Source organism: Deinococcus koreensis (assembly GCF_002901445.1).
In the GTDB taxonomy this organism is placed as follows: Bacteria; Deinococcota; Deinococci; order Deinococcales; family Deinococcaceae; genus Deinococcus; species Deinococcus koreensis.
Window position 1 is genome coordinate 18,351 of the sequence record NZ_PPPD01000004.1, and the last position, 26,641, is coordinate 44,991.

A 26,641-nucleotide genomic window follows, 5' to 3' on the forward strand; every position below is an offset into this window, starting at 1 on the left:
ATGGAACTCGACAGAATTGTCGGCGCCAGTGGGTGTGGGGCAGCAGAATCCGAAGGGGTTTCCTTCACGTTCCTGCCTGCACACTCTCCCGCACAGGCCGCCACCACGAATAGCGCAATGCTGGAGAAAACTTGCCTGATCCTGTTACATCAGGGCGACAAAGGTGATCTCGGGGGCGATCGACTCGCTGCGCAGGCGGAAGGATGTGGGGATGTCGGGCTCCGAGCGCGTTCCTTCCCACACGGCACCCACCCCAGGCGCGGAGCTCACAGGGCTGCTCGCCCGTCACGCCACCGCTCCTGGCCTTCAGGCCACGGCGGTGCCCGGACTGCACCTGTACCGGGCACATGCACGGTCGCAGCCGGTGCACACGGTCTACACGCCGTCCGTCTGCCTGGTTGCCCAGGGCCGCAAACTCGTTCAGCAGGGGTCGGCCTCGATGGCGTATGGCCCGGACGACCTGCTGTTGGTGTCCGTCAGCCTGCCCATCACGGCGCAGATTCTGGAGGCGTCGTCCGAGTGCCCTCACCTGGCGCTCCACGTCGATCTCGATCCCGCCCTGATCGCTTCCCTGGCGCTGGAGTCTCCGGCGGCGCCAGGGGCGGGGGGGCAATCCGGTCTGGCGGTGACGGCCCTCGAACCAGGAGTCAACGACGCCGTGCTGCGACTGGTTCGTTTGCTCGACATGCCGCAGCACATCCCGGCCCTGGCGCCGCTGATTCTCCGCGAGCTCAGTTACCTGTTACTGGTCGGCCCGGAGGGCGGGCGCCTGCGGGCGATGGTTCAGACGGCCGGACAGACCTATCGGATCTCCACTGCCATTGAGCGACTGGTGCGGGAGTTTGACCGGCCACTGCGGATTGAGCACCTGGCCAGGGACGTGCACATGAGCGTGTCCGGCTTCCATCACCATTTCAAAACGGTGACATCCCTCAGTCCCCTGCAGTTTCAGAAACGGTTGCGCCTTCAGGAAGCACGCCGTCTGCTCCTGAACGGGGAGGCTGATGTCACCCGCGCCGGGGCCCTGGTGGGCTACGACAGCCCGTCTCAGTTCAGCCGTGAGTACCGCCGACTCTTCGGCGCGTCCCCCCGGCAGGATGTTTCCCGCTGGTACGGTGTCGATCCTTCAGGCGAGTTTCCCGGAAGTGCCTCGCCGGCAGGATCGGCCGCGTCCGCGTGAACGTGCTCGGAGATGGCCAGCCGTGCCATCAGCCCTAATCGCCGGTTCCGATGAGGGCGCCCGCACCCTCGATTGAGATCCCGTAGGGTGGCCTCACACTCGACGGTGGTGCCGCCGAGAATGCCAAAGAGGCTCATCCCCCGGATCGACGGCCCAATCCTCTTCGAACATCTGATCCCCGGGGGTGAATAGTTTGGTGACCCTGGACGAAGCGCACCCTGACACCCACAACACATTTCCTCTACTGAGGGAACCGGCCGGCACATCGCCTGTACTTCTCCTCCGCTCACGGAGCGAACAGCGTGCAGTGAAAGCACGTCCCACTTTGTTGATTGAATGTGCGTATGATTTGCTCATATGCTTCCACTCGAACGTCAAACGCGCATCCTCGATCTGATGGAGGTTCACGAGACCCTGCTGACTCAAGAGATCGCGGAGAAGGTAGGCGTCTCCGAGGCGACCATCCGGCGGGATCTGCAGGGCATGGCCGAACGTGGCCTGCTCGCCCGGACACACGGCGGCGCGGTGCGGCTGCAGCGCAGCCTGACCCGAGAGCCTGCCTTTGCGGCCAAGTCAGTGCGGATGCCCAGCGAGAAGGGGGCGATTGCCGATTACGTGGCGGCCCATGTGACCGACGGCTCAACCCTGATCTTCGATGCGGGCACGACCATTCTGGAGGTGGCCCGGCGCCTGGCGGGCCGGCCGATCACCGCCATCACCCTGGATCTGCCCGCCGCCCAGGCGCTGGCGGTTGGCGAAACCGAAGTGCTGCTGCTGGGCGGGCGCGTGCGCAGCAACTCGTTCAGCATCACCGGCCCGTGGACTGAAGAGCAGCTCCGCGGCCTGCGGGCCGACGTGTTCCTGATGGGCGCGCACGCGGTCGACGAGCGCGGCGTCTCGAACGCCGTCATTGAGGAGGCGACCGTCAAGCGTCTGGCGGTGGACGCCAGCGCCCGAACGCTCCTGCTCGCCGACCACACGAAGTTCGGCTGGCGCGCCATGACGCAGGTCTGCGCCCTTGATCGGGTGGAGCGCGTGGTCTCGGATCGTGGCAGCCGGAAGTTCGGCTGGCTCAAGGAGTCCGGTGTCGAACTGAGCCTGGTGTGACGCGGGGACACTCTCTGCGAGTGGCCCCGCTGACGCCACTGGCTCAGCGTCCGCGGGTGTAGCGATCGATGACCATGGCCCCGATGATGATCAGCCCGGTGGCGAGCAACTGGTAGAAGGCCTGAACGCCGAGCAGGGTCAGGACGTTCTGCAGCATGCTCAGCAGCAGCGCGCCGAGCAGCGCCCCGACCACGTTGCCCTTGCCGCCCGACAGGCTGGTGCCGCCGACGACCGCCGCGGCGATGGCGCTCAGTTCCCAGCCGTTGCCGAGGATCGGCTCGGCCGCACCCAGCTGCGCGATCAGGATCAAGGCCGCGAAGGCCGCCAGCACGCCGGAAATGACGTAGGTCAGGGTGATGAAGCGGTCGACGTTGATGCCGCTGAGCCGCACCGCCTCGGCGTTCCCGCCGATGGCCAGGATGTACTGCCCGGTTTTGGTGAATTTGAGGATCAGGGAGAAAGCGGCGACCAGAGCGAGGGCCGCGAGCAGTGGAATCGGCAGTCCGAGGACGGTGCCGCCCAGTGACTGTTTATAACTGTCAGGCAGGGAGAGGATCGGTTGACCGTTCGTGTACGAGAGCGCCAGCCCGCGGTAGAACGTCATGGTACCGAGGGTGACGATGAAGGGCGCGAGTTGCACGCGGGTGATCAGCAGCCCGTTGACGAGTCCGGCAACCGCTCCGACCGCGAGTGCGGCCAGGATGGCCACCAGCGGCGGCAGGCCGCGCTGCATCAGGTCGGCGCCGATCACGGCCGAGAGCGCGGCCGTGGAGCCGACGGACAGGTCGATGCCGCCGGTCATGATCACGTAGGTCAGGCCGATGGCGACGATGGTGTTGATGGCCGCGCTCAGACCAATGCCAGTGATGGCGTTGTCGACGGAGAAAAAGGACGGGACGGTGAAGCTGAAGGCCACGGCGCCCAGGATCAGGATGGCCAGGATGCCGGCCTCCCGCAGACGCTCGATCATGGCAGCGCGGCCAGCATTAGGCGCTGAGGGCTGGGTCATTTGCATGGGAGTTCGCTCCGGTCGCCAGCGCGAGGATGCGCTCCTCGCTGGCCTGGGCGCGGGAGAGCTCGCCCGCCAGGCGGCCCTCCCGCATCACGAGAATTCGGTCGCTGAGCCTGAGAACCTCCGGCAGTTCCGACGAGGCCATCAGGATGGCCACCCCCTGGGCGGCGAGATCGTCAATCAGGGTGTAGATGTCGGCCTTGCTGGCGACATCGATCCCGCGGGTCGGTTCGTCGATGAGCAGCACGCCACAGCCGGCAGCGAGCCAGCGGGCCAGGATGACCTTCTGCTGGTTGCCGCCGGACAGGCGGCGGATGGTCTGCTCCGGGGTGTTCGGGCGGACGCCGAGCTGCCGCATCTGCGGCGCGACCAGGCGCGCCATATCGCGTTCCCGGACGCTGGCGATCCCCTTCGCCCAGCTCGTCAGCATCATGTTCACGCTCACCCGGGCGTCCGGCACGATGCCGTGGTGGCGACGATCTTCGGGAATGAAGCCGACCCCACGCCGCATCATCAGCGCGGGTGTCGGGTGCGGGGCGCTCTGCCCATCCAGCTCGATCTGCCCGGCGCTGACGGGGTCGGCGCCGTAGATGGCGCGCAGCACTTCCGTGCGTCCGGCGCCGATCAGCCCGGCCAGCGTGACCACCTCGCCGGCGCGCACGGTGAGGCTGATGTCCTCGAACGCGCCGGGGCGGCCCAGGTGGCTTACCGCCAGCCGTACGTCGCCGCGCTCGCGGTCGGGCGGTGCCCCCTGGGCCAGCAGCGTCCGGCCGACCATCATCTGCACCAGTTCTTCCTGCGTCACGTCACGCTTGTTCACGGTGCCGATATGCTGTCCGTCGCGCAGCACCGTCACACGGTCGGCCAGTTCCTCGATCTCGTCGAAGTGGTGGCTGACGTAGATGATGCCGACCCCGGTCGCGGTCAGCTCGCGCACCACCCGGTACATTTGCTCGATCTCGTGGGTGGTCAGGCTGGAGGTCGGCTCGTCCATGATGATGATGCGGGCCCGGCGGGCCAGCGCGCGGGCGATCTCCACCATCTGTTGTTGGGCGATGGTCAGTCGCCGCACCGGGGTGCCGGGCGCCACGCTCAGGCCGACCTGCTCCAGAAAAGGCGTCACGCGGGCGTTCATACGGGCGTAGTTCAACACCTGGGCGCCCTCATTGCCCAGCAGCACGTTCTGAGCGACGGTGAGTTCGGGAATCAGCGCCAATTCCTGGTGGATCATGGCGATGCCCTGGGCCTCGGCGTCCTTGGGGCTGGTCAGGTGAACCTCCCGACCGCCCACGCTCAGGGTGCCGCTGTCGGGCCGGTGCATGCCGAAGAGGGTCTTGAGCAGGGTGCTTTTCCCCGCTCCGTTCTCCCCGAGCAGGGCGTGCACTTCCCCGGCCCGCAGGGTGAACCCGACGTCGCGCAGCACCGGCACGCCGCTGAAGGATTTGTGGATGTGGTGGGCGGCGAGCAGTTCTTCCACGGGCTGGGTCTCCTTGTCGGGGGATCGGGGGCCAGCGACGGCCCCACCGTCCGGCTTACTTCTTGAACTGCTCGTACTGGGCCAGGTTGCCCTTCATAACGAGCGCCTGGGGCGTGGCCACCACGCGGGGCAGCTTCTGTCCGGCGAGCAGCCGCACCGCGACCTCGACCGCCACCTCGCCAGTCAGCACCGGGAAGGAATCGACGGTGCCCGTCAGCTCGCCCTTCTTGATGCTGTCGTAGGCAGCGTTGATGCCGTCGGTGCCGAAGACGAGGGTCTTGCCCAGGCGGCCCGACGCTTTGACGGCCTCGACCACGCCGAGCGCCATGGTGTCGTTGTTGCAGTAAAAGGCCGTCAGGTTCGGGTAGCGGCGCAGCAGGTCGCGGGCGGTGGTGAACGCCTTCTGGCGATCCCAGTCGGCGGGCACGCTGGCGACGACCTTGAGAGCGGCGTTCTTGGCGAGCGTGGTCTTGAAGCCCAGCGTGCGCTGCTTGGCGGCGTAGACCCCGGCCTGGCCCTCAATCACGGCCACCTGCCCCCCCTTTGGGAAGGTTTTGAGCAGGTGGTTCGCGACGCTCACGCCGTTGTCGTACTGGCTGTTGCCTACGAAGTGCTGCGCGGTGGGGGCCACCGCGTCATTGACGTTCAGCACCAGGCTGGTCTTGCCGGCGCGCTCGATGCCGGGCAGCAGGTTGACGTCGCTCTGCGGGGAGACCAGCAGGGCCTTGTAGCCCTTGCCGAGCATGGTGTTCATCATGCTGAGCTGGCCGATCTGGTCACTCTCGTTGGAGGGGGCCTGGGCATCGACCTTGACGCCGTACTTGGCGCCACCCTTGACGTAGCCGGCGCGCAGCAGCTGCCAGTATTCGTTCGAGAGGGCCTTCATTACTCCCCCGAACTGCACGCCGGCAGCGGGCTTGGGCACGGGGCCGAACTTCGCGGCGAGTTGCGAGGACTCGATGCGGCTTTTCTCGGTGTCCGGGGAGAAGGCCTGGGCCGACGCGGCGCCGGTCAGCAGGGCGGTCAGGGTGCAGAGTGCGGTGATGCTGGGCGTGGTGATCTTCATGGTGAGCCTCCTGAGGCAGGAATGGGAACGGGGTGAGGGGTGGATGGGCAGGGATCAGGTGGATGACAGTGCCAGATGCTTGTGCAGCAGCTGGACGAACTCGGCGGCCGACTGCCCCGCCCGTTCCAGCGCGTGGGGCATGGGGGTGCCCCGGGCGAGGTGGGCCGCCAGCACACCCACGAAGTGGTCGCCCGCGCCGTGGGTCGAGCGGGCCTGAACCACTGGGGCGGGCAGGTCGGTGGTGAGCGCGCCTTTCTGGTAATGCAGCACGCCCCCGGCGCCCAGCGTGACCACCACGCTGGGGTGGCCGAAGTCGAGCTGGCGCACACGCTCCTGGGGATCGTGGCCTGTCCAGGCCTGCGCTTCGACGGCGTTGACGACCACGTGATCGGTCAGGGGCAGGGTGCCCCGGTGGGAGTCCAGCCAGGGCGCGGCGTTGAGCAGGATCGGGACGCCGGTGGCCCGGGCCGCCGAGAGCATCTGTCCGAGCGTGTCGGGCTCGGTTTCCCACTGGCAGACGACGAGCTGCACTGGAGAGGCCTTCAACAGGTCACTGAGGGGCTCGGCGCGCAGCCCGGTGTTCGCCCCCGGCAGGACGACCCCCACGTTCTCGCCAGCCGCGTCGATCAGGGCCACGCTGGAGCCGGTTGCGACCTGCGCGTCAACCTGTAGGGCAGGGTGCACACCGAGCGAGTTCAGCGTCGCCAGGGCGTCCCGTCCCCCCTCGTCGTTTCCAACGCAGGCGAGCAGCACAGCCCGCACGTGCGGCGCCGCGGCCACCGCCTGATTGGTGGCCTTGCCCCCCAACTGCGTCCACGACGCCCCGGCAATCACGGTTTCTCCAGGAGAGGGCAGCTCGTCCAGCTGAATCATCTGGTCGATATGCAGGCTCCCGGCGAAGACCACGGAGATGTCTGGGGACTTAGACATGGACGCGCTCGGGGAAGAGCAGCCGCTCGATCACCTGCGTGACGTTGAAGCCGTCGTGCCCGGTGCCCAGACGGTCGTCCCCGGCCAGCTCGCGCGCCAGGGAGAGCAGTCGCTGCGTCACCCGGATGTTCCACTCGCATTCACGCACCGGATCCTCGCGCACCGGGAAGGTGTCGAAGTAGATCGTGCCCGGGTAGCCGCCGCGTTCGAGCAGCACGAGCAGTTCGAGTGTCGTCACGAGGCTGGCGGTGCCGACCATCAGGCCGTCGTCCTGCCGCCCGTAGCCGTCGTTGAGGTGGACACCGAAGAGTTTGTCATGCCGCAGGGCGAGGGCGGCAGCTTTCGGAGCGTGCTCGTTGGCCATCTGGGCATGGCAGTAGTCCAGCACCACCCCCAGGTTGTCAGCGCCTACCTCCTGCACCACCAGCAGGGCCTCGCCCATGTTGCCGATCAGCGAGTACTTGCGCGGTTCCCAAGGCTTGTATTCCAGGCCGACCCGCATGTCCGGGGCGTGCGACGCCACCCGCGCGAAGCCCTCGACCGTATGGTCGAACATCCGCTCGTAGCTGTCCTGAAAGGGGTAGTCGAAGCCGTCGAAGCCCGGCCAGACGATCACGTGGTTGCCACCAAGTGCCGCGCAGGCGTCCAGGGCCTGACAGGTCAGGTCGATGGCGGCCTGACGTGTCCCCGCGTCAGGATGGGTAAAGCCGCCATCCCCGAAGGGCTCGGCCGGGTAGCGGACGTTCAGGCTGTCGACGCCCAGGCCCAGCGCTTCGATGGTGTCCCTCGTCTCCCGCAGGGTGGCGGGCGTGAAGTGCTCGGGAAAGTTGAGGCTCAGCGAGTTGAGGCCCTGGATACGGGCCGCGCGCTGGAGCAGGTCAGCGGTCTGGAGGGCTCCCGGCGGAAAGGCGAGTTCGGGCCGTGACCTGAGCGAGTTGAGACGGGTGGCAAACAGCATGACCCCTCCTGAATGGCGACGGTTGCGCATTCGTGCTTGTTTTGACGTTTACAGGATCAGTATGAACAGATCCGACAGAGTCTGTCAACCGTTTCTGCACATTCAGTCAAAAACAATCAACCAGGTCTAAATGGCACTGGGGCCGTTCGCAGCTCCCGCCGCACTGAGTGCGGGTTGAGCCGATGAGGAGGTCGCTGGACGGCTATGCGGATGCCGTCCAGCCTCCACACACCCAGGAGATCAGCAGATGCACGTTTGTCTTCTTGATCACCTCGGTCGGTCGATTGGCCGGGGGGTCATTCTCGCTGTATCCAGGCACTCCGACTGGCCCCGGAAGAGGGCACTGGAGGCTGTCCACCAGGGGTGCACTTACCGCTCTGCGAGCAGGGCGTCGCTGCACGCCGCATGACGCCGCCTCGCCACCGGCCGCGCGATATGGAAATTCCATCGACACCCCCTCCTGTCGAGGGCTTTTTGAGGGCAGTTCCAGGCGCCTGTAACGACACCGCCGCTCCGGCCCCTGGACCGTCCCTGGACGGGTCTGACTCCCTCCATTTACACGATGTTTACCCTCGACGGCCGCACGTTCCTCAGAGCCGCTGGCGCCCCTGCTACGTTCGCTGGCGGCGCGCCTGTCAGGAACTTGTGCCAAGCCGCGTCCTGCTCTCAAGGGAGGTGGAAGTTTACGGCTCAGTCGCCCTGCCTCCAGATGGAGTGCAGTTCATACAACGTAGCTTCAAGCACCACCTGGTGTCCGTCGCCTACGATCTTCAGCGTTGTGATGGGGGCGGCGGGCAGCAGCAGATCCGTGATCACCACCTGACCGTGCGCCGCAAAGACTTCCAGAGAACTGGTGTCCAGAAAGAGTTGCAGGTCAAGTTCTGCTGCAGCTTCTGGGAATGGCGCCCGGTGAACTCCTCCCCAGCCTGAGAGACTCGGAGCATGGTCGGGACGGATCAGGCTGAGGCCCGTAGGCCCCACCTCCAAAGTGCCCTCAATTCCAGCGACTGACAGGAATTCGAAGCGCACCATCTGTCCTTCTTGCAGCGTGAGCCGCGCCTGCAGCTCATGGGCGTGCTTTCCGCACAGGGGAAATGTGACGGGATTCGCGTCGCCGGGCCAGGTCAGGGGAAGGGTGCGGTTCCGTAGTGCCTTGAGTTCGGACACCGGACGCTGGATCAGCCTCAGGTGTGAACCCAGTGTCAGTTCACGGGGAACGGTGAAACTGCCGCGCCATGGGAAGGTGGGCAACCACTGGGCGTACTGCCAGTTGTTCATCCAGGCCAGCCATACCCGGCGGCCCGGCAGATCGCTGAACGACAGCGCCGCATAGAAATCCTTTCCCCCCTCCAGTGGGCGAGCATCCGTCAGAGGTGTGAAAGCAACACCGTCGAAGTCGCCCACCCAGTATTGGGCGCCGCTGCCGCCATACGGGCCGCCGGGGTTGAAGTCAACTTTCAGCACCCAGCGTTCCTGCCCATTCTCGTCCGTCAACGGGAAGAAGTCGGGCACCTCCCAGATGCCTGCCAGGTTCCCAGTGGGGCCAAAGAGACTGAGGGACGTCCACACGTGCAGGTTATCCGAGTGGAAAAACTCGATCTGACGCTCGTCGGGGTGCACTGCCAGCATCACCCAGCGTCTCCGCGCTTCGTCCCAGAACACCTTGGGGTCACGGAAATCGGCACGGTTCAGATCCAGGACGGCCTCAGGGCCCGCCTTCCAGGTCTGTCCGCCGTCGTTGCTGTGGGCCAGGAATTGCGCCTGGTGGTGGCGCTGGGCAAGGTGCTGGCGCTGTGGGTGATCGTCCGCGTGTCCGGTGTAGAGCGCGATCAGGGGCGGGCGGCTGCCGTCGCCCAGTCCGGATGTGTTGTGCCAGTCGGTGACAGCACTGCCCGAGAAAATCATGTGGTTCTCCCTGGCCACCAGCGCCACAGGCTGCTCAGCCCAGTGCAGCAGATCGGAGCTGATGGCGTGGCCCCAGCTCAGGTGGCCGGGTACGTCGGCGTGCGGGTTGTGCTGGTAGAACAGATGGTAGACGCCGTTCACCACGATTAGACCGTTGGGGTCGTTGACCCAGTGGCGGGCCGGGGTGTAATGAAGCTGTGGACGGTGCTGCTCACGGTAGGGCGCGTGGGGCAGGGGCAGGTCTGCGGACATATCTGAAGTGTATTCAGTGCAGGAATCATTGACCGGTGCGCTTCCCCTTGACGGATTCACTGTCTCAATCCGCTGGTCGGAAGCCATGCACTTTAGTGCAAGTCCTTCAGGGGTTTGTGCTGTGTAGGACGCTACTAGAGTCGAGCGGTGAGGGTCAACCGGACAGGGAGCCATACGGTCACAAGTCTGACCGTACACCTCGTCTGGGCCAGGAAGTATCGGTACCACGTGCTGGTTGGGGAGATCAAACCCCGCAGCCGAGACCTGCTGATCCAGATCTGTGACGCTGAGGACGTGCAGAAATTTCGTGTCTGCCCCGATTGGGCGGAACAGAGACCGCCCCGGGCGGAGCGGTCTGTTCACCCGGCATCGCCTCAACGCGTGGCGTGACCGTGGGTTTGATGGGGAGGTCTCTCCTCCCCGATCGCCCCGCTGGCGACACGGGGCGGCACTGTCTGTCAGGGCAGCAGCACGACCTTGCCCCGCACCGTGCGGGACTCGGCCAGCTCCATGGCCTGGGCGACGTCCACCAGCGGGAAGCGGGCGGCGATGACGGCCCCGATGGTGCCCCGAGCGAGCAGTTCCAAGACCTGCGTGAGATCCTTATGCTGGCGGCGGCGGAAGGCGGCGGGGGCCAGCAGCTTCCCGCCCCAGAAGTCATAGAAAGTGGCACGGCGCCCGCCAGGCCGCACGTTCCACGCGAGGAGCTGGCCCAGCATCTTCCCGAACATCTGGAGCAGGGAGCCCTGGGTCTTGAGGTCGGCGGCCGTGCCGTAGGCGACCAGCGTCCCGCCCCGGGCCAGCAGGTCGAATGAGCGCCGGGCGCTCTCGAGCCCCAGATGGTCGAATGCAGCGTGCACGCCCCCCGGGGCCAGGGCCCGGATCCGCGCCTCCAGATCGGGTGCCCGGGAGTCGACGACCTCCACCCCCAGCTCCTGCAGGGCGGCGTGGTGCCGGGGGGCGGCCGTGCCGATCACGCGGATGCCCGCATGACGGGCGAGTTGCACCAGGACGGTGCCCACTCCCCCGTTGGCGCCGTGCACCAGAATGGTTTGCCCGCTCCTGGTATGGGCGTGGCGATGGAGCATCTGCCAGGCGGTGACCCCGTTGACGATCACGGTCTCCGCCTCGGCCGGATCGAGCGTGGAGGGCACGGGCACCAGATCGGCGGCGGGCACCAGGGCGTGGGTGGCCCAGCCGCCGATCTTGGTGGCGGCCGCGACGCGCGTGCCGAGCAGCGCCCGATCCACGCCCGGCCCCACCCCCTTGACGACGCCGACGAGATCGTAGCCGGGGACGAAGGGAAACTTCGGCTGGCCGGGATAGCGGCCCCGGCGCATCCCCTGTTCGGCAAACGAGATGCCGGTGGCCTCGACCTGCACGAGCGTCTCGCCCTTCTGGGGCACCGGAAGGGGACGCTGCCGGAGCTGCAGGCCGGCGGGCTCCACCAGGCCGGGCAAGACGACTTCGGTGAGGGATGGGGTGGAGGCGGTCAGGTGTGCTGCGGTCATGGGGAACTCCTGGAGGGAAAGAAGCGTATGAGATAGATTGACTGATCACTCACTCTTTGATACGGGAATGAGATCGTGGTTTGTCTTCCCTCCTTTCAGATGTGTCGGATGCCGCTGGTCAGCACGCGCGCCCAGTCGGCGACGGTCTCATCAAGCCCCGCGACCGTGATCAGGTGGCACAGCTGGCCGTAGGCGATGAACCGCTGCACCGCCTCATCCGGAGCCTGAGAACGGCTCTGAACGAAGGTGGTCACCTGGCCCAGCCCAGCGCGCAGCGCGGCCGCGATCTCCGGGACGGTGGCGGCCGACTGGGCGTGCACCTGGAGCATCAGCAGGGAGCGGTCGCCGATGAGTTCGGCGTAAGCCTGGCCCATAGCCGCCAGGACAGCGTCGGGGGTCTGTACCTCGGCGTGGATGGCGCCGCTTTCTAGAGCCGCCTGGACGCGGGAAAAGCAGCGGTCGAGGGCGGCGACGAAGAGGTCTTCCTTGCGGGGAAAGAGCTTGAAGACGTAGGCGGTGGAGATGCCGGCCTGAGCGGCGACGGCGCTGACGGGAGTGCCGAGGTAGCCGGCCTGGGAGAAGACGATGACCGCGCTGTCGATGACGGTGTCGCGTCGGGCGTCCGAGGTGGACAACAGGGAGGGGACGGCGGCCATAGAGTGAGTGTACAGTCACTCACCTATGAAAGTCAAGGTATGTTGACGGTTCGGTGCGATCAATCGTGTGGAGAACATTCGCGCATAAAGGCTTTACCTGAGCTTCTCCCACGCGTCGTATGGAGCGATCAATCCTTACAGGGACTGAAAGAAGTGCCCCCTGTCAGGATCAGACTCGTAGAGCTGTGAGGCACAAAGCTTCCAGCGCCATTCTGGAACATCCCAGTGGGCGCAGCACCATCTTGGATTTAGCACGTGGAGGCCCAGGTTCCCGGCCGTTGTGCCTCACAGGATCTACCTCAGGTCACATCCAGTGCCTCGCTGCCGCTGTCTGGCTGGCAGGGAGCGTCGCTCCTGAGGCAAGGTTACCGGCATTAGACTGGAAGGCATCAAAGCATCCTGACGTCCAGCGTGAGTCGAGTCATGGATCCGATTACTTCCCGGAGTGTGACTGCTGGCGTCCCGACACTGTCGCGGGACGCCAGCTTGGAAGTCCCGATGGGCCTCAGCCCTTGACTGAGCCCTGCGTGACGCCGGAGATGATCCAGCGCTGCGCGAGCAGGTACACGATCACCATGGGGGCCAGCGTCATCAGATAGGACGCGAAGGCCAGGTTGTACTGGGTACTGAACTGTCCCTGAAAGATGTACTGCACCAGCGGCAAGGTGGCAAATTCAGGGTCACTGATGATCACGAGGGGCAGCAGGAAGTCGTTCCAGGCCCACAGGCAGGTCAGGATGCCCACTGTGGCGTTCATGGGCGAGAGCAGCGGGAAGATGATCTTCCAGAAGGTCTGCCAGGTGGTCGCGCCGTCGATCAGCGCGGCCTCCTCGATTTCACGCGGAATGGACTTGATGTAGCCCACGTACACGAAGATGTTGAACGACAGGCCGTACACGACGTACAGGAAGATCAGGCCGACCGGGTTGTCCATGCCCCAGGCACTGGTCTGCTTGACGACCGGCAGCATGATGATCGGGAATGGGATGAACAGCGCGCTGATGAAGTAGTAATACAGGTATCGGAACAGCGGCTTATCCTGATTGCGCGCGATGGCGTAGGCTACCAGCGAGTTGGTCAGCAGGGTCAGGAGTACCACCGAGACGGTGACGAACGCGCTGGTGCGGAAGGCCGTGAAGAAATTGGTGAGCCGGATGGCCTCGCTGAAATTCTCCCACCGCAGCGAGGTGGGCAGCGCAAACACCGAGGCCGCGACCTCCTGCGGGGTCTTGAGGGCGGTCACCACCGCGAGGTACAGCGGGAACAGGATGCTCAGGGCGCCCAGAAACAGCAGGACGGTGATCAGCGTGCTGGGCCGCTTGCCTGCTTCGTTCATGCCTCCACCTCCCGGCGCTGGAGAAACCGTGTCTGGGCGAGCGACACCACGACCAGCACGATCAGGAAGATCACGGCGTTGGCCGACTGGTAGGCGAACTGCCCGCCGTCGAAGCCGCCCTTGTAGATCAGGAGGGACACCGATTCGGTGGAGGTGCCCGGCCCGCCCCCGGTCAGCGCCACGATCTGGTCGAAGACCTGCAGGAAGCCCTTCATGGCCAGCACCATGTTGATGGTGAAGAAGGCCGCGATCATCGGGAAGGTGATGTTGCGGAACTTCTGCCATGGGCCCGCACCATCGATGTCGGCGGACTCGTACAGGTCGTAGGGGATGGTCTGCAGGCCCGCGAGGTACAGGATGATGTTGAAGGCCGCCGCCTGCCACACCGCCACGAACAGGATGCCCGTCCAGGCCAGCCCCGGGTCACCCAGGATGTTCTTCGACAGCCCGGCAACCCCCAGCGCCTGGCCGATCTGCGGCACGAGGTTGGCGAACAGGTAGTTGAAGATAAAGCCCACGATGAGCACGCTCAGGATGTTCGGCAGGAAGTACACCGCCCGCAGCAGGTTGCGGAAGCGGATGTTGCTGTTCAGGCCGATGGCAACAGTCAGCGCGATGACGTTGACCAGCACGGTGGCCAGCACGGCGAAGCCGAAGGTGAAGCGGTAGGCAGCCAGCACGCGCTCGTCCTGGAAGATCTGCAGGTAGTTGCGCAGACCCACGAAGTCGAAGTCGCCGTAGCCCTTGAAGTTCGTGAAGCTGTAGAGGATGCCCTGGATGGCCGGGTAGGTGTGGAAGACGAAGAACAGCACCACGGCCGGCAGGGCCATCAGCAGGTAGGTGGGGTTGCCGCGCCGGCGGCGGCGCAGCGGCGGAGAGGTGCTGGACACCTCCGCTCTGGAAATGGCGCTCATAGTGCCCTCCGGGCCGGGAACAGGTCAGGGCCGTCCCCGGCCGTCTGATTCGCTCAGTTGCTGCGCCTGACCACGTCCGTCCAGGTCTTGTCCAGGCCGTCAAGCAGCTTGGCCTTGTTCTTGTCCTGCAGGTACGCCTGGAAGAAGGTCTCGGCGTTCAGGCCGGGCGGGAAGAGGTTGAAGGGCGCGCCGGCGATCTTGCCGCTGGAGTACGGCGCCTTCATGGCCGAGAGGATCGGGTCGGTGGGCACCGTGCCGACCTGCACCGAGGGCGCGTTGACAGCCCTCAGGTAGGTCGTGACATTCGCCTTGCTGGTCAGGAACTTGAGCAGTTTGTCCACCTCGGCCGGGTGACGGGTGTCCTTGGCGGAGGCGAGCAGCAGATCGACCGAGGAGACGACCGTGTTGGCCCCGTTCGTCGCCGGGAAGGGCACCATACCGAGCTTGATCTTCGGGTTGGCCGCAAGGATGTCCGGCAGCGCCCAGTCACCCTGGATGTAGAACACACTGCCGCCCCGAGCGAAGGCCGCGGTGCCGTCGGCAAAGCTCGTGCCGGCCGGGTCGTTCTGAGCGTAGCCGGCGATCTCGAGCATCTTGTCGGCCACCCCGCTGTAGGCGGCCTTGAAGGTGGCCTTTCCGGCATTTTTCTGTGCGGCGAAGGTGGCCGGCACGGTGTTCACGGCGATCGCGTTCATGAAGGGCAGCGTGACCCAGGCGTCTTTCAGGGTCAGCGTGAGCGGCGTCTGGCCGGCCGCCCTGGCCTTTTTCAGGGCGGCGATGAACTGCGCGTAGGTCTTAGGGGGGGTGAGCCCGAGCTGCTTGAGCTTGTCGGCGTTGTAGATCAGCCCGATGGTGTTGGCGGTATAGGGAATGCCGTAGACCTGCTTGCCCCCGACGATGGACTGGATCTGCTGGATATAGATTGGCTTGACTGATTTCAGCAGCGGGTCGGCCGCGTAGTCCTTGAATACACCACCTTCGGCGAAGCCCTTGAAGTTGGTATCGCCGCCCATGGCCACGATGTCGGGCAGCTTGTTCTTCACGATGCGGGTCTTGAGAACCGCCACGAAGTCCGGCGGCACCACCAGGTTGACCTTGATGTCGGGATTCTGCTTCTCGAAGGCGGCGAACAGCGCCTTCCAGGTGTCGATGCCCTTGTTGCCGACGTAGAACTCGAGTTCGGTCACGGCCGAGGCGCTGGAAGCGGCCCCAAGCAGCAGCAGGCTGAGGCCCAGGAACGTGCGGCGGATGGTGGGGTGGGGCTTGGACATGGTCGGTCTCCTTGGGACAATCGGGGGCGTGATCGGGGATCCCCACCACCGTCAGGCGGGCGGGGTATGGCGGGTGGCGGGCAGGCAGGCGAGCCGTTTCACTCCAAGCCATCACCTGCCCGCGTGCGCGTGTGATAGAGGCGCGCCTCGTAGGGGCGGAGGGTCAGCGTGGATTGGGGAGGCTGCGCGCCGGGCAGGTTCGCCAGCAGCAGCTGGATAGTGGGCAGAGGTGGAGGGCCGGGCCAGTCCAGTTCGCAGACCTCCCGGCCGAAGTTCAGGAGCACCAGAAGCTGCTCGTCGTCGGTGGTGCGAGTGAAGGCGAACACCGTCTGGTGATCGGGCAGCAGCAGGTCGTAGCGGCCGTCCACGAACACCGGGTACGTGTGACGCAGCCGGATCAGGTCGCGGTAGTACCAGTAGATGGAGTCGGGATCCGCGAGGGCCTGCTGGGCGTTGATCTGCCCGTAGGTGGGGTTCAGGGCGATCCAGGGCGTGCCGCTGGTGAAGCCCCCGTTCGGCTCCGCTGTCCAGGGCATGGGCGTGCGGGCGTTGTCGCGTCCCTTGGCGTGAATCTCGGCCAGCACCTCGGCGGGTGGACGGCCCAGGTCATTCACCTGCTCCCGGTAGTAATTCAAAGTGTCGATGTCGCGGTACTCGCCTATGTCGCTGAACGCCACGTTGGTTAGGCCGAGTTCGTCGCCCTGGTAGATATACGGCGTGCCCTGCAGGGCGAACAGGTAGGTGGCCAGGAGGGTCGCGGAGGCGAGGCGGAACTCGCCGTCGTCGCCGAAGCGCGAGACCAGGCGCGGCACGTCATGGTTCGACAGGAAGTTGCTGTTCCACCCGACGCCGTGCAGGCCAGCCTGCCAGCGGGTGGTGATCTGCCGCAGCTCCGCGAGACTCCAGGGCACCTTCGTCCACTTTCGCTGGGTCTGCGCGTGCCCGGCGTCGAGGTGCATGAGCTCGAAGGCGAAGATCATGCTCAGCGGCCCGGTCTCGGCGTTGGTGAAGGCCAAGCCATGTTCGGGGGTCACGTCTGGCGTCTCCCCCACCGTCATGACGTCGTAGTGGTCGAGCACCTGGGCCTTCATCTCCGCGAGGTACTCGAAGAGGCGCGGGCCATGGATGAAATGTTCGGAGGCCACGGGAAACCTCTCGCCGGCCCGGGCGGCGGCGTCCGGGAAGGCCGGCGGCTTGGAGAGCATGTTGATGGTGTCCATGCGGAAGCCGTCGATGCCCAGATCCAGCCACCAGCGCATCATGTCGTGAATTTCGGCGCGGACGCGGGGGTTGTCCCAGTTGAGATCCGGCTGGTGGGTCGAGAACAGGTGCAGGTAGTACTCGCCGCTGGGCTCGTCCAGCGTCCAGGCCGGGCCGCCGAAGTGCGAGCCCCAGTTGCTGGGTTCCCGGCCCTCCCGGGCGGGCCGCCACAGGTAGTAGTCGCGGTAGGGACTGTCCTTTGAGGCCCGGGCCTGCTGGAACCAGGGGTGCTCGTCCGAGGTGTGGTTGACGACCAGATCCATGATCAGGCGCATGTCCCGCGCGTGCAGGTCGGCTACCAGCGCCTTCCAGTCGTCCAGCGTGCCGAACTCCGGCGCGACGCCCCGGTAGTCGCTGATGTCGTAACCTCCGTCCCGGTTGGGCGAGGGGTAGACCGGGCACAGCCACAGCACGTCCACGCCGAGGGTCTGCAGGTAGTCCAGCCGGTCACGGATGCCCTGGAGGTCACCGATCCCGTCGCCGTTGGAGTCAGAGAAGGAGCGGGGGTAGATCTGATAGATCACGCTCTGTTTCCACCACGGCTCCCCGGGTCGTGGGCGCCTGGAGGTCAGGGGGGCGGGGGCGAGCTGATCGGTCATGGGAGACTCCTGCGGAGTGGGAAAGCGTGTGGAGGACGGAATGCTCCGCCATGTAAACGCTTACAGGCCAAGTTAAGAAGACGGAGACCTTTCACAGCCGACGCACGCTCCGGCGCTCGACGATGGTGGTCGGGAACACGGCGCTCCCGGCGAGCGGCTGGACGCTCTGGATGTGGTCGAGCAGCATCGTGGCGGCTCGCCGGCCCATGCCGTATAGCGGCTGGCGCACGGTCGTCAGCGGGGGGACGCTCATCTCGGCCAGCGGCAGGTCGTCGAAGCCCATGACGCTCAGATCGTCAGGCACCCGCAGGCCGCGCTGGTAGGCGGCCGAGATCACGCCGAGGGCCAGTTCGTCGCTGCTGGCGAACAGCGCGCTCAGGTTCAGGGGGCGGCCCAGCAGGGTGTGGGCGCCTTCCAGGCCGTCCTTGAATGCGAAGCCTGGCTGCAGCAGCACCTGCGCCTCGTCGACCGCCAGGCCATGGTCACGGTGGGCCTCGAAGAAGCCCTGCAGGCGGCCGTGCTGCTCGGGCGTCTCGTGCGCGCCACCATACAGCATGCCGATTCGCTCGTGACCCAGGCCGATCAGGTAGCCGGTCGCCGCATAGGCGGCCTGGTGGTCGTCACAGCGCACGGTGGGGATGGCGGCGTCCTGGGTCTCGCCGGACAGGACGACCAGGGGGATGTTCAGGCGGCGGATGAAGGCGGCGTATTCCTCACGCAGCACTTCGCTGGCGAAGATGATGCCGTCCACCCGCTTCTCGGCGAGTACCTGCAGGTACTCCAGGGTGCGCTCACGGCCCCCACCGGTTCGGCAGACGATCACACTGAAGCCCTGCGCCTGCGCGGCGTCTTCTATTCCGCTCAGCACGGTGCCGGAGAACATGTCTGAGACCTTGGGAAAGAGGATTGCCAGGGTCTTGGTCTGCGCGTTTATCAGGCTGCGCGCGACGGCGTTGGGTTTATAGTTCAGTTCCTGCACGGCTCTGAGCACAGCTTCTCGGGTGGCCTCGGCCACCCAGCGTTCTCCGTTCAGGACACGCGACACGGTGGCCGTCGAGACGTTCGCTCGCCTCGACACGTCTTTGATTGTCGGTTCCATCGGTGCGTCAACTGTAAGCGTTTACAGGTCGAGTGTCAAGACGGGGCGTGAGAAGGGATCAGGGCGGGATATCGATGAATGACAACGGGGGACACCAACCGACATATGAACTCCGTTGAGGCCACGTACTGGAAGAGGGTACCCTCGATCCCTTGACGACAGGCCTCCAGGAGTGCAGGAAACAGGGTGGGCTGGCCGCGTCGTACTCGGCGGAGGTATCCCTCCAGAGACGCGTGATGACGTGGCTGCGAAGTACCAGTCAGTTCTCTGGGTCATTGTTCAGCGAGGTGCCGTCGACGTGGTGCATCACCTCTCCGGGCAGCAGCGGTCGACCGAGGAGGTTCGCAGCTACGCGGCGGTGAGCGCGAACCGACCGGCGCGCCTGGGGATCGCAGACCGTAACGTACTTTCTTGCACACGCTCACACTTCATCTAGAATGTCTTGGATGAAAGTATACCATTTCACCTGTGCATAATTCTATACTTTCAGCGTTTTAACCATTCGGTCAGCAGTTCGTTGATGAGGTCACTGACTTCCTTGCGCTCGTCCAGCAGCCGTTTGCGCGCTTCCAGATACGTCTGTCCGTGCAGCAGCACGGTGACCTGCTGGTACTCCGGATTCGAGCGCTTGCCTGGCGGTCGCCCGACTTTCCGGCGGGGCTCCTCAAGGATGGGCGTGAGCGCTGAGGCCTGATCGTCCTCTTCTTGAGCCCGCCGATCGCGCATCGCTTTCAGGCCGGAGAACTTGCTGCCGGTCATGCCCTCTCCCCTACCGCCGTGACGATCTCCGCGGCCGCACGCTCATAGTCCCACCAGGCCACCTTGGCCGAGCGCGAGCCCTTGATGGCGTACACCGGCACGCCCTGCGCGCTGGCATGACGGAAGGCTGAGGTCTGACGGATGGCCGCGCGCATGACGGGCAACCTCTCCCCTTCCAACAGGGCGCGGGCTTCCTCTCCTTCCCGTGATGGACTGGGCGGCACCAGGGTAAGCAGGATGCGGTACTGACCTCCAAGGTTCTGCAACGCCTCGGTGGTCTGGAGCAAGGCGTCCAGGCTCATCGCCTCGGGGTTGGTGGGCAGCACGAGCAGGTCGCAGCCCCCCACGAGGTCGCGCAGCTCGTCGCCGCTCGGGCGCGCGCCGGTGTCGATGACGATGTGCTCGAACTGCCTCGCGTGCTTCATCGCTTGGGCCTCGGGGACGACCGTGAAATTCAGGCCCCCGTGCGAGGCCCAGAGCGAGGCGCTGCGGTTGGCGTCGCCGTCGACGAGCAGCGTCGGCCCCAGGGCCTGCAGGTAGGCGGCGAGGTGGACGGCGGTGGTCGTCTTGGCGACCCCGCCCTTGAATCCGGCAACCGTGATGATCATGCTTCAACTGTACACACTGACGCCCGGGCAGACCACTGAAAGTACATTCTTTCAGCTGTGCAGAATTATATACACACGTATAGATTGTTGATAGAGACGACGAATTTCGCTTCCATTATATTTTCAGCTGTGCATAATGTCAGAAGTGCATCATTGTGCTGGCGCAAAAGTCTGCACGCTCATCCAGGCAGAAGTCACGCACAGCTATCTACGACGGGCAGCAGAATCTGGCACCTGAAGAGGGGAGACGTAGCGGGTACTTTCAGCGGTCGTCCGCCAACAGGTCATGGTGGGTCTGCAATCGGCGCGCCGCTTCAGGGAGACCGACCCGCTCCAGCCGTTCCAGAAACTCGGCCGGTGGGTAGGCCGGCTGTCTCAGCGTGATCCTTAACCCTTCCACGGCGTCCACGGTCGCCTCCGGACTGCTGTCCAGGAGACGACACACCAGGCCATCCGGAGTCAGGACGTCCAGGGAGTGCAGGGCAGCGACTGGGAAGTCCTTGAGATTGAAGGTCACGAGGAACTCGGCCCCGGCATGGATGGCGGCCGCAAGGACGTGCCGGTCGTCAGCATCCGGCAGCGACAGCGACGGGACAATGCCCTCGTACCCCGTCACCTGGGCGTCCGGAACCGCCTGCTCCATGAACCGCCGGGTGCGCTGGAGCCGCTCGGCACTCAGGTCGGGCCGAGCGGCCAGCAGGTTACGAATCCATTCGTCCTGGATCTCGTCCGTCCAGCGAGCGGCGACGAGTCCGGACACGGCCAGGTGCATCAGTAGATTGCGAATGAGCGAGGGGTAGAGCACGCAGGCGTCGCAGAGAACAATCGGTGGAGCGGGGGTCAACCCTGGCCCATGTCCTGCAGGTCGTCGGCCAGTGCCTGGAGCGCGGCCTGCCGGGACGCGTCCAGGCGGGCGCGGTAGGCGAGGACGTCCTCGAGGTGCAGGCGGCGGCGGGGGCCGACCTTGCGGTGGGGGAGATCGCCGGCCTCGACGAGCTTGACGACGTACGGGCGGCTGACGTTCAACAGCTCAGCGGCCTGCTGGGTGGTGATCTCGGCGTCCAGGGCGTTCACCTGAACAGCCTTGCCCGCAGCGAGGGGGGTGAGCACGTCGCTGAGCAGGGCGGTGAGGCGCTCAGACATTCCGACGGTCTGGGTACGGAGTTGTTCGAGGTGGGCGCGGGCGGCGCGGGTGTCTTCGGGGGTGGGTAGGAAGGGTGCGGTCATGGGGCCTCCGGGTTCAGTATACGAAACGAACGAACCGAACGAATCCGGCCTGACCCTTTCATGGCTTCGAGCCTGAGATTCATGATTCTGATGTTTAGACTCACTCCTCGTCTTCCTTCCCCAGATCTGCCCGGTTCCTTCCCGATCCTTCTGGTAATCGGTCTTACCAGAACCTCTGTAGACATCTGCTGCAAGGAGAGTGGGGGCCGATATCAGGCATACCCCATAGTTAATGTATGTTATCTAGGGGGTATGGGGATGACGATCGAACGGTATCAAGAGCGGGCCTTCGACCGCGCCCGGGGGTGGACTGACCTCAACCCTGAAGAGAGGAGACGCCGGGCAGCGGAGGCGAGCCGAGATCAGGACGGGGAAGCGCTGTGGGGCGTGACCGAGGCGTACCTCACCCTGCACGGCGCGAGCGGCACGGCGACCAGTCCCCGCACCCTGAAGGCCTACCGCTGGGCGGTCAACCGCTACCTGAACTACGCGGGCACCCAGGCCGTGAACCTGCTGCGGGCCACCTCCAGCGACGGGGTGCGCTTCGTGCGCTCAGTCGAAGCAGAGGGGCTTAGCCCGTCGAGCACCCGCGTGCAGCTCGCCGGCGTGCGGCTGCTGTACTCGGCGCTGCGCTGGGCGGGAGCAACCGAAGCCGCGCCGTTCGCCGACGTCAAACCCGTACGGGAGAAGACGGCCGCCTGGGAAAAGCGCGTCCCGTACACACACGATGAAGTTCAGGCCCTGGTCGCGGCGGCGGATCCCCGGATGCGGGCGCTACTCCTGCTGTGTGCCCACGGGGGCCTGCGGGTCAGTGAGGCCCTGGCCCTGACCTGGGACGACGTGCGCCTGGACGCGCGGGAGTTGACCGTCCGGCACGGCAAGGGGGGCAAGCAGCGGCGGGTCGCGGTGGGGGAGAGCCTGATCGGCGCGCTGCAGAATCTGCCCAGGCAGGCACAAGTGATCGGCGGCAGTTACCCGGCGGCGGTCGAGCGGCTCCAGCGACTCTGTGTCCGGGCGGCGGTGCCGTACCGGGGCCACCACGCCCTGCGGCATTACGCCGGCACGCGGTTGACCCGCGAGGGCGCGTCCCTGGATGACGTGGCGCGGCACCTCGGGCACTCGGCGCTCGAGACGGCGAGAATCTACGCGAAGTGGAGTGACGAGGGCTTGCGGCGCCGGGTGGCCGGCTGGTGATCAACAGTCCCGGTCGGGACATCTGGACTCCCCTGGACGAAAGAGGCCAGGTATCTACGGCTCGTCCCCTGCGGGCGCTGCCCGGCGCTGACCCACCCGCTGAGCGCGTGGGTCGTGGGGTTCGCCGGTGGGGGCGGAAGGCCAGGGGCGGTTCATTGCAGCACCTCGACGGTGATATTCACGGAGAACCAACCTTGGTTCACGCCGCTCTCGACCGCTTCCCCGCCTGCGTCGCCGCACTATTCCGCAGCGCGTCCAGCAGTCCGCGGTTCCGCAGACAGTTCACCACCACTGCGGCCGGCGCATGTACCTGGGCGCCCAGCGCCGCCTCGTGCTGGACGTCGTGCATGACGCAGGCAACGATGTGGGCGATGTCCTGAGTCCAGGCCTGGCCCTGGGTGTGGGCGCGCAGGATCTGGGCAGGAAGAGCGTCATCCGCCGGGAATCGTTGATGACAGCCCGCGCCCGCGCTCTGGGTGAGGATGACACAGCACAGAGCCAGGTCATGGACGGCAGATGGTACAGTCCCTAAGACTGTGCATCGAGGCACCTTCGACACGGGTGCACGATGGACACCCTCACCCTTATGGCCGACCCGATCAAGGTTTACCGCACCGCCGCCTTCGCCCCGCTGGCGCAGGACATCAAGCGATTTGGCGCGCTGCTCACGGCGGAGGCCGCCAGGCGCTACGACGCCGCCTTACTCGTGGATGCGAGGCGCCGGAAGGTCTGCGCCGAGCGAGACACCGCCCTCGGCCCGGTGCTCTACCTCCTTCATCAGGGCCGCAGGCTGGCCGGTCTGGCCGGGGCCTTTACCCCGACGGACGACGGTCTGATGAACGCCGTCTGCCTGCGAGACGTGGGGCAGCGGCTCGAAGCGCAGGGGATCAGTCTGGATCTGACGGCCCGCAAGCGCTCGATCGTTTACCGGCGAGGCGACGAGGCGATCCTGGTGCTGGCGCAACACGATGGGTACGCGTTCGCTGCGCTGCGCCGGCTCTATAAGGCGTTGATTGACACGGAAGCCTACAGCGAGATGCAGCTGTATACCTACCTCACGCCTGAGGCCTTACGCGAGCTGGAGCAGGTGCTGTATGCGCCTGCCCGGGGCAGTCGGCCGCTGGATCGCCAGCGCCTGCGGCTGTTCGCACTGCCCCGGCCTGACGGTGGGGTGCACTCGCCCGTCACCCTGCCGTAGGTGGGTCGCGGCCTCAGCCCGGTCGGAATGAATATTCGCCTGGGCCAGTGGAAAGGGGATCCAACCGATCCCTGTGAATGTCCCCGGTCGGGCACAGCCGCTTCTCTCAGCCCGCAGCGTCAGCAGCTAGACCGGGGCTGATACTCCAGGCCGTCATCGGTCAGTACCACCTGATACACGCGGTTGGCCCAGCACACGTCCTGGCGCGCACGCACGGGGAGTCCGAGCGCCAGCGCCCGCTCGTGTGCCCGATCAAACTGCGCTGACAGGTGCGCTAGCCGGTCGTGACAGAGGGGAGCCTCGGGCTCAACTTGACCTGAATAATCGTGAAGTTGCACTGCTCGAGCCAATAGTTGGATCAGCAGATCGGCCGACTTCATGGGCGGCCGCGATTGACTTGAGCGCTTCGGGGCCATGAGTCGCGGGGTGACTGTTTCCGATCTCAAGATCTTGACGTACCTTGATAACATTGTGCCCATCCCCCATCGCCTTCGGCATGGCTGTTGATTTCAACCGCACAGGCCGTGCTTGGCCGTAGGCTAGCCGAGGGAACCGGGCCGCTCACCAACACGACCCTGGCACGTCACCAACATATGTCCAACAGGTTCAAAAAACGGTTATCGCACGTTGCTAAAGTTGGCTGACGCAGTACACTGAAATTCACCAGCTGGCAACTCATCTCCTCGAGAGCCGACTCTTCACTCTTATCGCTTCCCCTATCAACCTTCAAATATATATTTTCGGATAAAAACAATCAAAAACATACTTCTATAATGAAATTAGTTGCTTTTTTAAATGAAAATTAGAGCAACGCGTCGCGCCAAAACAGCTATTACATCGGAGAATCATTTTCACAGACTGCTTTGTGCAATGATTTCAAATCACCTTGAATATGATTCATTGTTCTGCATAATGCTCCTCAATTGCTGCTCAATCTGCGCTTTTTCCTCTCTAATCTCTTCTAATCTTTGACAAGCAGCGCTAGTACCACTTTTTTCAATTTTTGACCGGATCAGACTAGATAAACTTTCGATCTCTTCCAGGCGCGTCTCTAGAGATTCCCTGAGGTCTTGAAGTCGATAATCGTCGTCAGTCAAGGTGATAGCAGAGTCATCAAAAGTGAGGCCTTCTGTTCCGGCCAATTTAACAGCCCGACCGCGAAGCAGAGCGAGTTCTTCCCTGGCCCAGGTATGCCAGTATTGCCCTAACTGAGGTTGTCGCATCTCGTATTCCAGACGGGCGATCATCTCCAGAATCCGGCTGAGCCGGTGCTTTAGGGTAGGTGATTCACCCTGCGGAGATTCGAGCAATCTCCGATACGAATCTTCTACCCCAGCGTAATATGTCAATTCGCTCTGACTGGCCCCTTGGCGCAAACGAGCCAGCACGTCGAGTCGGGCGTGGACGTAATCCTCAAGACTAGGCATGCGACTCCTAAATGGTGGCCAGATGGCGCTTAAACTGCTTGGCGGAAAGCTCGCCCTGAAGGAGTTGATCCAGAAGTTTATGGAGCTTGGAGCGCTGGCTTCGTAGATGACTTCCCAGGGTGGTCGGTATTGTTCCATTAGTTCGGGCGAGTTCCCGTGCCGCCGCCGTCCAAAATGACCCCGCATTTTCACCAGTTCGCATGAGGTGATAGATCAACAGGGCCGGCGGCAGGATGGGCAGGCGCCGGGTGAGTCTTCCCCATGAAATTACGGTGACGGCGTCAAGGCGCGTGAGCTCAGCAGACTGATCACGACCAATCTCGGAGGGTAGGCCGAACGCTTGAAGGGTCACTTGGACGAAGGGCAAACGCGAAGGCACAGCCCGTCCATAGATTTGAATTGGGCGTCCGTCTACGAAGATCGCTGGCAGGGCCGCGTCCATGATTTCTGGAGTGGAATAGGGTGACACCGCGAGAAAGGCCGAAGCCAATGGATGCCACAACATCAGCAGTTCGGCGACGCCCTCACGGGCATCGCGGGTCGCCAGCCGGCTCAGCTGCTCCGAAAGCTCTTGGGACAGGAACTCAGGGGCTTCGAGATCTACCCCGTCGAAGTGCAGGGCAATGTCCAGCTTGGCTGCCTGAACGAGTACCTGGAAAAGTGGCTGGACGGGGCGGGCTGAAGCGATGCGTTGCGCAGCCAGGAACGGTTTTCCCTGGCGTAGGAGGGCGACGGTCTGCACCCAGGTGACGACGGGCACCAGCGATTCAGCTCTTGGACGCCAGGCCTTGAGAACATCGAGAGCGTCCACGATTAACGTCCGTCGTCCCATGCGCTCTGCGCTTTGCAGCAACGAAAGGGCCAGCGTAATCCGGTCATAGTTGTGGTCGGGGCAGGGGATAATCTCTTCATCGGACGAAAGTTCACCGCGCAGGGCCAGGATGTATTGAGTCCCTACCTGTGCAACAGCATGCCCAGGACGATGATCCTCAACTTTCGCAAACTGCGTCAAGGCGACCTTGATCTCGCCGTGCATGGCATGGAGCGCCGACGAGTTGAGCATGGCAAAAATTCGAGCCGTTGGCCCAGCATGTGGATCGCTCAGGACAGCGCGATAGTCAGCCTGAGCCTGATCGAGTTGACCCATTCGGAGGCACGCCAGCCCATGGTTAAGGCGGAGATTGATCGACAGAGTATGCACCTCAAGCGGGACGGCCAAAACGAGACCTTCACTGGCGAACGCTTGACCATCCTGATACGCCCTGGTCTCCAAGCTCAACAGGCTCAGGACATTCAACACCTGGCATGTGGCCTCGAGGGTGAATGCATCCCGCTGAGCCAGTTGATTGAGCTGCCTGAGGGCGTCCACCAGTGACGGGCCTGCGAAGGCATCATTGCCGTGTTCGTCCCACAGATCTGACTCCACAACCAACGCTTTGGCGTACATACAGATCGCCAAGTCGTCCGACAGCAGACAGGTCGTTAAGCAGGAGTGCAGCAATCTCCGGTGATCCTGAGCGACGTTGGCCAGCAAGCGGGCTGCCCGAAGTTGGGCAATGTCACTCGGTTCCCGACTCAGGGGCGCCGCCATCTGCTCGTAGGAGCAGTTCTGCTGACGTAGATCCCGCACCCATCGCTCAAAGATCGAGGGCGATCTCAGCATCTCGGTGTCAGGGATCAGAACCGTGGTCATGG

24 protein-coding genes and 1 pseudogene are annotated in these 26,641 nt (G+C 64.6%); 5 read left to right on the top strand and 20 right to left on the bottom strand.

Translation table 11 applies throughout. The features are described from left to right. Positions 1 to 211: 211 nt before the first annotated feature. Together CVO96_RS19405 and CVO96_RS19410 are read left to right on the top strand one after the other, a co-directional pair. On the top strand, positions 212 to 1,180 hold the full coding sequence (locus tag CVO96_RS19405) for an AraC family transcriptional regulator (protein WP_103314237.1): 969 nt from the start codon (positions 212 to 214) through the stop codon (positions 1,178 to 1,180). A gap of 357 nt (positions 1,181 to 1,537) precedes the next feature. Then, positions 1,538 to 2,287, top strand: coding sequence for a DeoR/GlpR family DNA-binding transcription regulator (locus CVO96_RS19410; protein ID WP_103314125.1), 750 nt, complete (start codon positions 1,538 to 1,540; stop codon positions 2,285 to 2,287). Between the two features lie 43 nt (positions 2,288 to 2,330). Here the strand turns inward: CVO96_RS19410 and CVO96_RS19415 are convergent, their stop codons facing one another. The 6 genes from CVO96_RS19415 to CVO96_RS19440 all read right to left on the bottom strand — a co-directional run bounded on the left by CVO96_RS19415 (position 2,331) and on the right by CVO96_RS19440 (position 9,887). Next, entirely contained in the window at positions 2,331 to 3,257 is a 927-nt protein-coding gene (locus CVO96_RS19415) for an ABC transporter permease (protein ID WP_243398524.1), read from the bottom strand. A 16-nt stretch (positions 3,258 to 3,273) separates the two neighbouring features. Next, on the bottom strand, positions 3,274 to 4,776 hold the full coding sequence (locus tag CVO96_RS19420) for a sugar ABC transporter ATP-binding protein (protein WP_103314127.1): 1,503 nt from the start codon (positions 4,774 to 4,776) through the stop codon (positions 3,274 to 3,276). A gap of 55 nt (positions 4,777 to 4,831) precedes the next feature. After that, entirely contained in the window at positions 4,832 to 5,842 is a 1,011-nt protein-coding gene (locus tag CVO96_RS19425) for a sugar ABC transporter substrate-binding protein (RefSeq protein WP_103314128.1), read from the bottom strand. A 54-nt stretch (positions 5,843 to 5,896) separates the two neighbouring features. Then, entirely contained in the window at positions 5,897 to 6,772 is an 876-nt protein-coding gene (locus tag CVO96_RS19430; protein ID WP_103314129.1) for a PfkB family carbohydrate kinase, read from the bottom strand. Further along, on the bottom strand, positions 6,765 to 7,730 hold the full coding sequence (locus CVO96_RS19435; RefSeq protein ID WP_103314130.1) for a sugar phosphate isomerase/epimerase family protein: 966 nt from the start codon (positions 7,728 to 7,730) through the stop codon (positions 6,765 to 6,767). Before CVO96_RS19435 ends, CVO96_RS19430 begins: the two co-directional genes overlap by 8 nt. 690 nt (positions 7,731 to 8,420) lie before the next feature. Continuing rightward, the gene (locus CVO96_RS19440) at positions 8,421 to 9,887 is read right to left on the bottom strand and encodes a glycoside hydrolase family 32 protein (protein WP_103314131.1); all 1,467 of its coding nucleotides are present in this window, start codon (positions 9,885 to 9,887) and stop codon (positions 8,421 to 8,423) included. A gap of 147 nt (positions 9,888 to 10,034) precedes the next feature. Between CVO96_RS19440 and CVO96_RS19445 the strand changes: the two are divergent. Next, positions 10,035 to 10,187, top strand: a pseudogene (locus tag CVO96_RS19445) (transposase); the annotation flags it as partial. Between the two features lie 158 nt (positions 10,188 to 10,345). On the opposite strand, the gene CVO96_RS19450 reads toward CVO96_RS19445, so the two are convergent. From CVO96_RS19450 to CVO96_RS19505, 11 genes are all read right to left on the bottom strand, one after another. Beyond that, positions 10,346 to 11,398 (bottom strand): medium chain dehydrogenase/reductase family protein, encoded by a 1,053-nt coding sequence (locus tag CVO96_RS19450; protein ID WP_103314132.1) that lies wholly within the window; start codon positions 11,396 to 11,398, stop codon positions 10,346 to 10,348. 95 nt (positions 11,399 to 11,493) lie between these two features. Then, a complete protein-coding gene (locus tag CVO96_RS19455; protein ID WP_103314133.1) occupies positions 11,494 to 12,054 on the bottom strand; it encodes a TetR/AcrR family transcriptional regulator in 561 nt (186 codons plus the stop codon). Between the two features lie 505 nt (positions 12,055 to 12,559). Continuing rightward, entirely contained in the window at positions 12,560 to 13,390 is an 831-nt protein-coding gene (locus CVO96_RS19460; protein ID WP_103314134.1) for a carbohydrate ABC transporter permease, read from the bottom strand. After that, on the bottom strand, positions 13,387 to 14,304 hold the full coding sequence (locus CVO96_RS19465; protein WP_103314135.1) for a carbohydrate ABC transporter permease: 918 nt from the start codon (positions 14,302 to 14,304) through the stop codon (positions 13,387 to 13,389). The genes CVO96_RS19460 and CVO96_RS19465 overlap by 4 nt, the downstream gene beginning before the upstream one ends. A 53-nt stretch (positions 14,305 to 14,357) precedes the next feature. After that, entirely contained in the window at positions 14,358 to 15,575 is a 1,218-nt protein-coding gene (locus CVO96_RS19470; protein ID WP_103314136.1) for an ABC transporter substrate-binding protein, read from the bottom strand. A 98-nt stretch (positions 15,576 to 15,673) separates the two neighbouring features. Continuing rightward, a complete protein-coding gene (locus CVO96_RS19475) occupies positions 15,674 to 17,434 on the bottom strand; it encodes a glycoside hydrolase family 13 protein (protein WP_103314137.1) in 1,761 nt (586 codons plus the stop codon). 91 nt (positions 17,435 to 17,525) lie between these two features. Beyond that, positions 17,526 to 18,533, bottom strand: coding sequence for a LacI family DNA-binding transcriptional regulator (locus CVO96_RS19480; protein ID WP_103314138.1), 1,008 nt, complete (start codon positions 18,531 to 18,533; stop codon positions 17,526 to 17,528). A 486-nt stretch (positions 18,534 to 19,019) separates the two neighbouring features. Beyond that, the gene (locus CVO96_RS19490) at positions 19,020 to 19,292 is read right to left on the bottom strand and encodes a hypothetical protein (protein ID WP_103314139.1); all 273 of its coding nucleotides are present in this window, start codon (positions 19,290 to 19,292) and stop codon (positions 19,020 to 19,022) included. Then, positions 19,289 to 19,900: a ParA family protein gene (locus tag CVO96_RS19495; RefSeq protein WP_103314140.1), complete on the bottom strand. Its 612-nt coding sequence runs from the start codon at positions 19,898 to 19,900 to the stop codon at positions 19,289 to 19,291. The genes CVO96_RS19490 and CVO96_RS19495 overlap by 4 nt, the downstream gene beginning before the upstream one ends. Positions 19,901 to 20,162: 262 nt before the next feature. After that, entirely contained in the window at positions 20,163 to 20,705 is a 543-nt protein-coding gene (locus CVO96_RS19500; protein WP_207795393.1) for a VapC50 family PIN domain-containing toxin, read from the bottom strand. Between the two features lie 35 nt (positions 20,706 to 20,740). Then, positions 20,741 to 21,127 carry a helix-turn-helix domain-containing protein gene (locus CVO96_RS19505; protein ID WP_103314142.1) on the bottom strand — a complete coding sequence of 129 codons (387 nt, stop codon included), beginning with the start codon at positions 21,125 to 21,127 and terminating at the stop codon, positions 20,741 to 20,743. A gap of 258 nt (positions 21,128 to 21,385) precedes the next feature. Between CVO96_RS19505 and CVO96_RS19510 the strand changes: the two genes are divergently transcribed. Continuing rightward, positions 21,386 to 22,321, top strand: coding sequence for a tyrosine-type recombinase/integrase (locus CVO96_RS19510; RefSeq protein ID WP_103314238.1), 936 nt, complete (start codon positions 21,386 to 21,388; stop codon positions 22,319 to 22,321). A gap of 199 nt (positions 22,322 to 22,520) precedes the next feature. Here CVO96_RS19510 and CVO96_RS21190 read toward each other — a convergent pair whose 3' ends face one another. Then, entirely contained in the window at positions 22,521 to 22,670 is a 150-nt protein-coding gene (locus tag CVO96_RS21190) for a hypothetical protein (RefSeq protein ID WP_165795457.1), read from the bottom strand. A gap of 237 nt (positions 22,671 to 22,907) precedes the next feature. Here CVO96_RS21190 and CVO96_RS19520 point away from each other — a divergent pair, with 237 nt between their 5' ends. After that, complete coding sequence (locus tag CVO96_RS19520) at positions 22,908 to 23,519, top strand: hypothetical protein (RefSeq protein WP_133161869.1); 612 nt, start codon at positions 22,908 to 22,910, stop codon at positions 23,517 to 23,519. Between the two features lie 881 nt (positions 23,520 to 24,400). On the opposite strand, the gene CVO96_RS20835 is transcribed toward CVO96_RS19520, so the two are convergent. Together CVO96_RS20835 and CVO96_RS19525 are read right to left on the bottom strand one after the other, a co-directional pair. Continuing rightward, entirely contained in the window at positions 24,401 to 24,946 is a 546-nt protein-coding gene (locus tag CVO96_RS20835) for a hypothetical protein (protein ID WP_133161870.1), read from the bottom strand. Positions 24,947 to 24,953: 7 nt separating this feature from the next. After that, a complete protein-coding gene (locus CVO96_RS19525; protein ID WP_103314145.1) occupies positions 24,954 to 26,639 on the bottom strand; it encodes a hypothetical protein in 1,686 nt (561 codons plus the stop codon). Between the last annotated feature and the right edge of the window lie 2 nt (positions 26,640 to 26,641).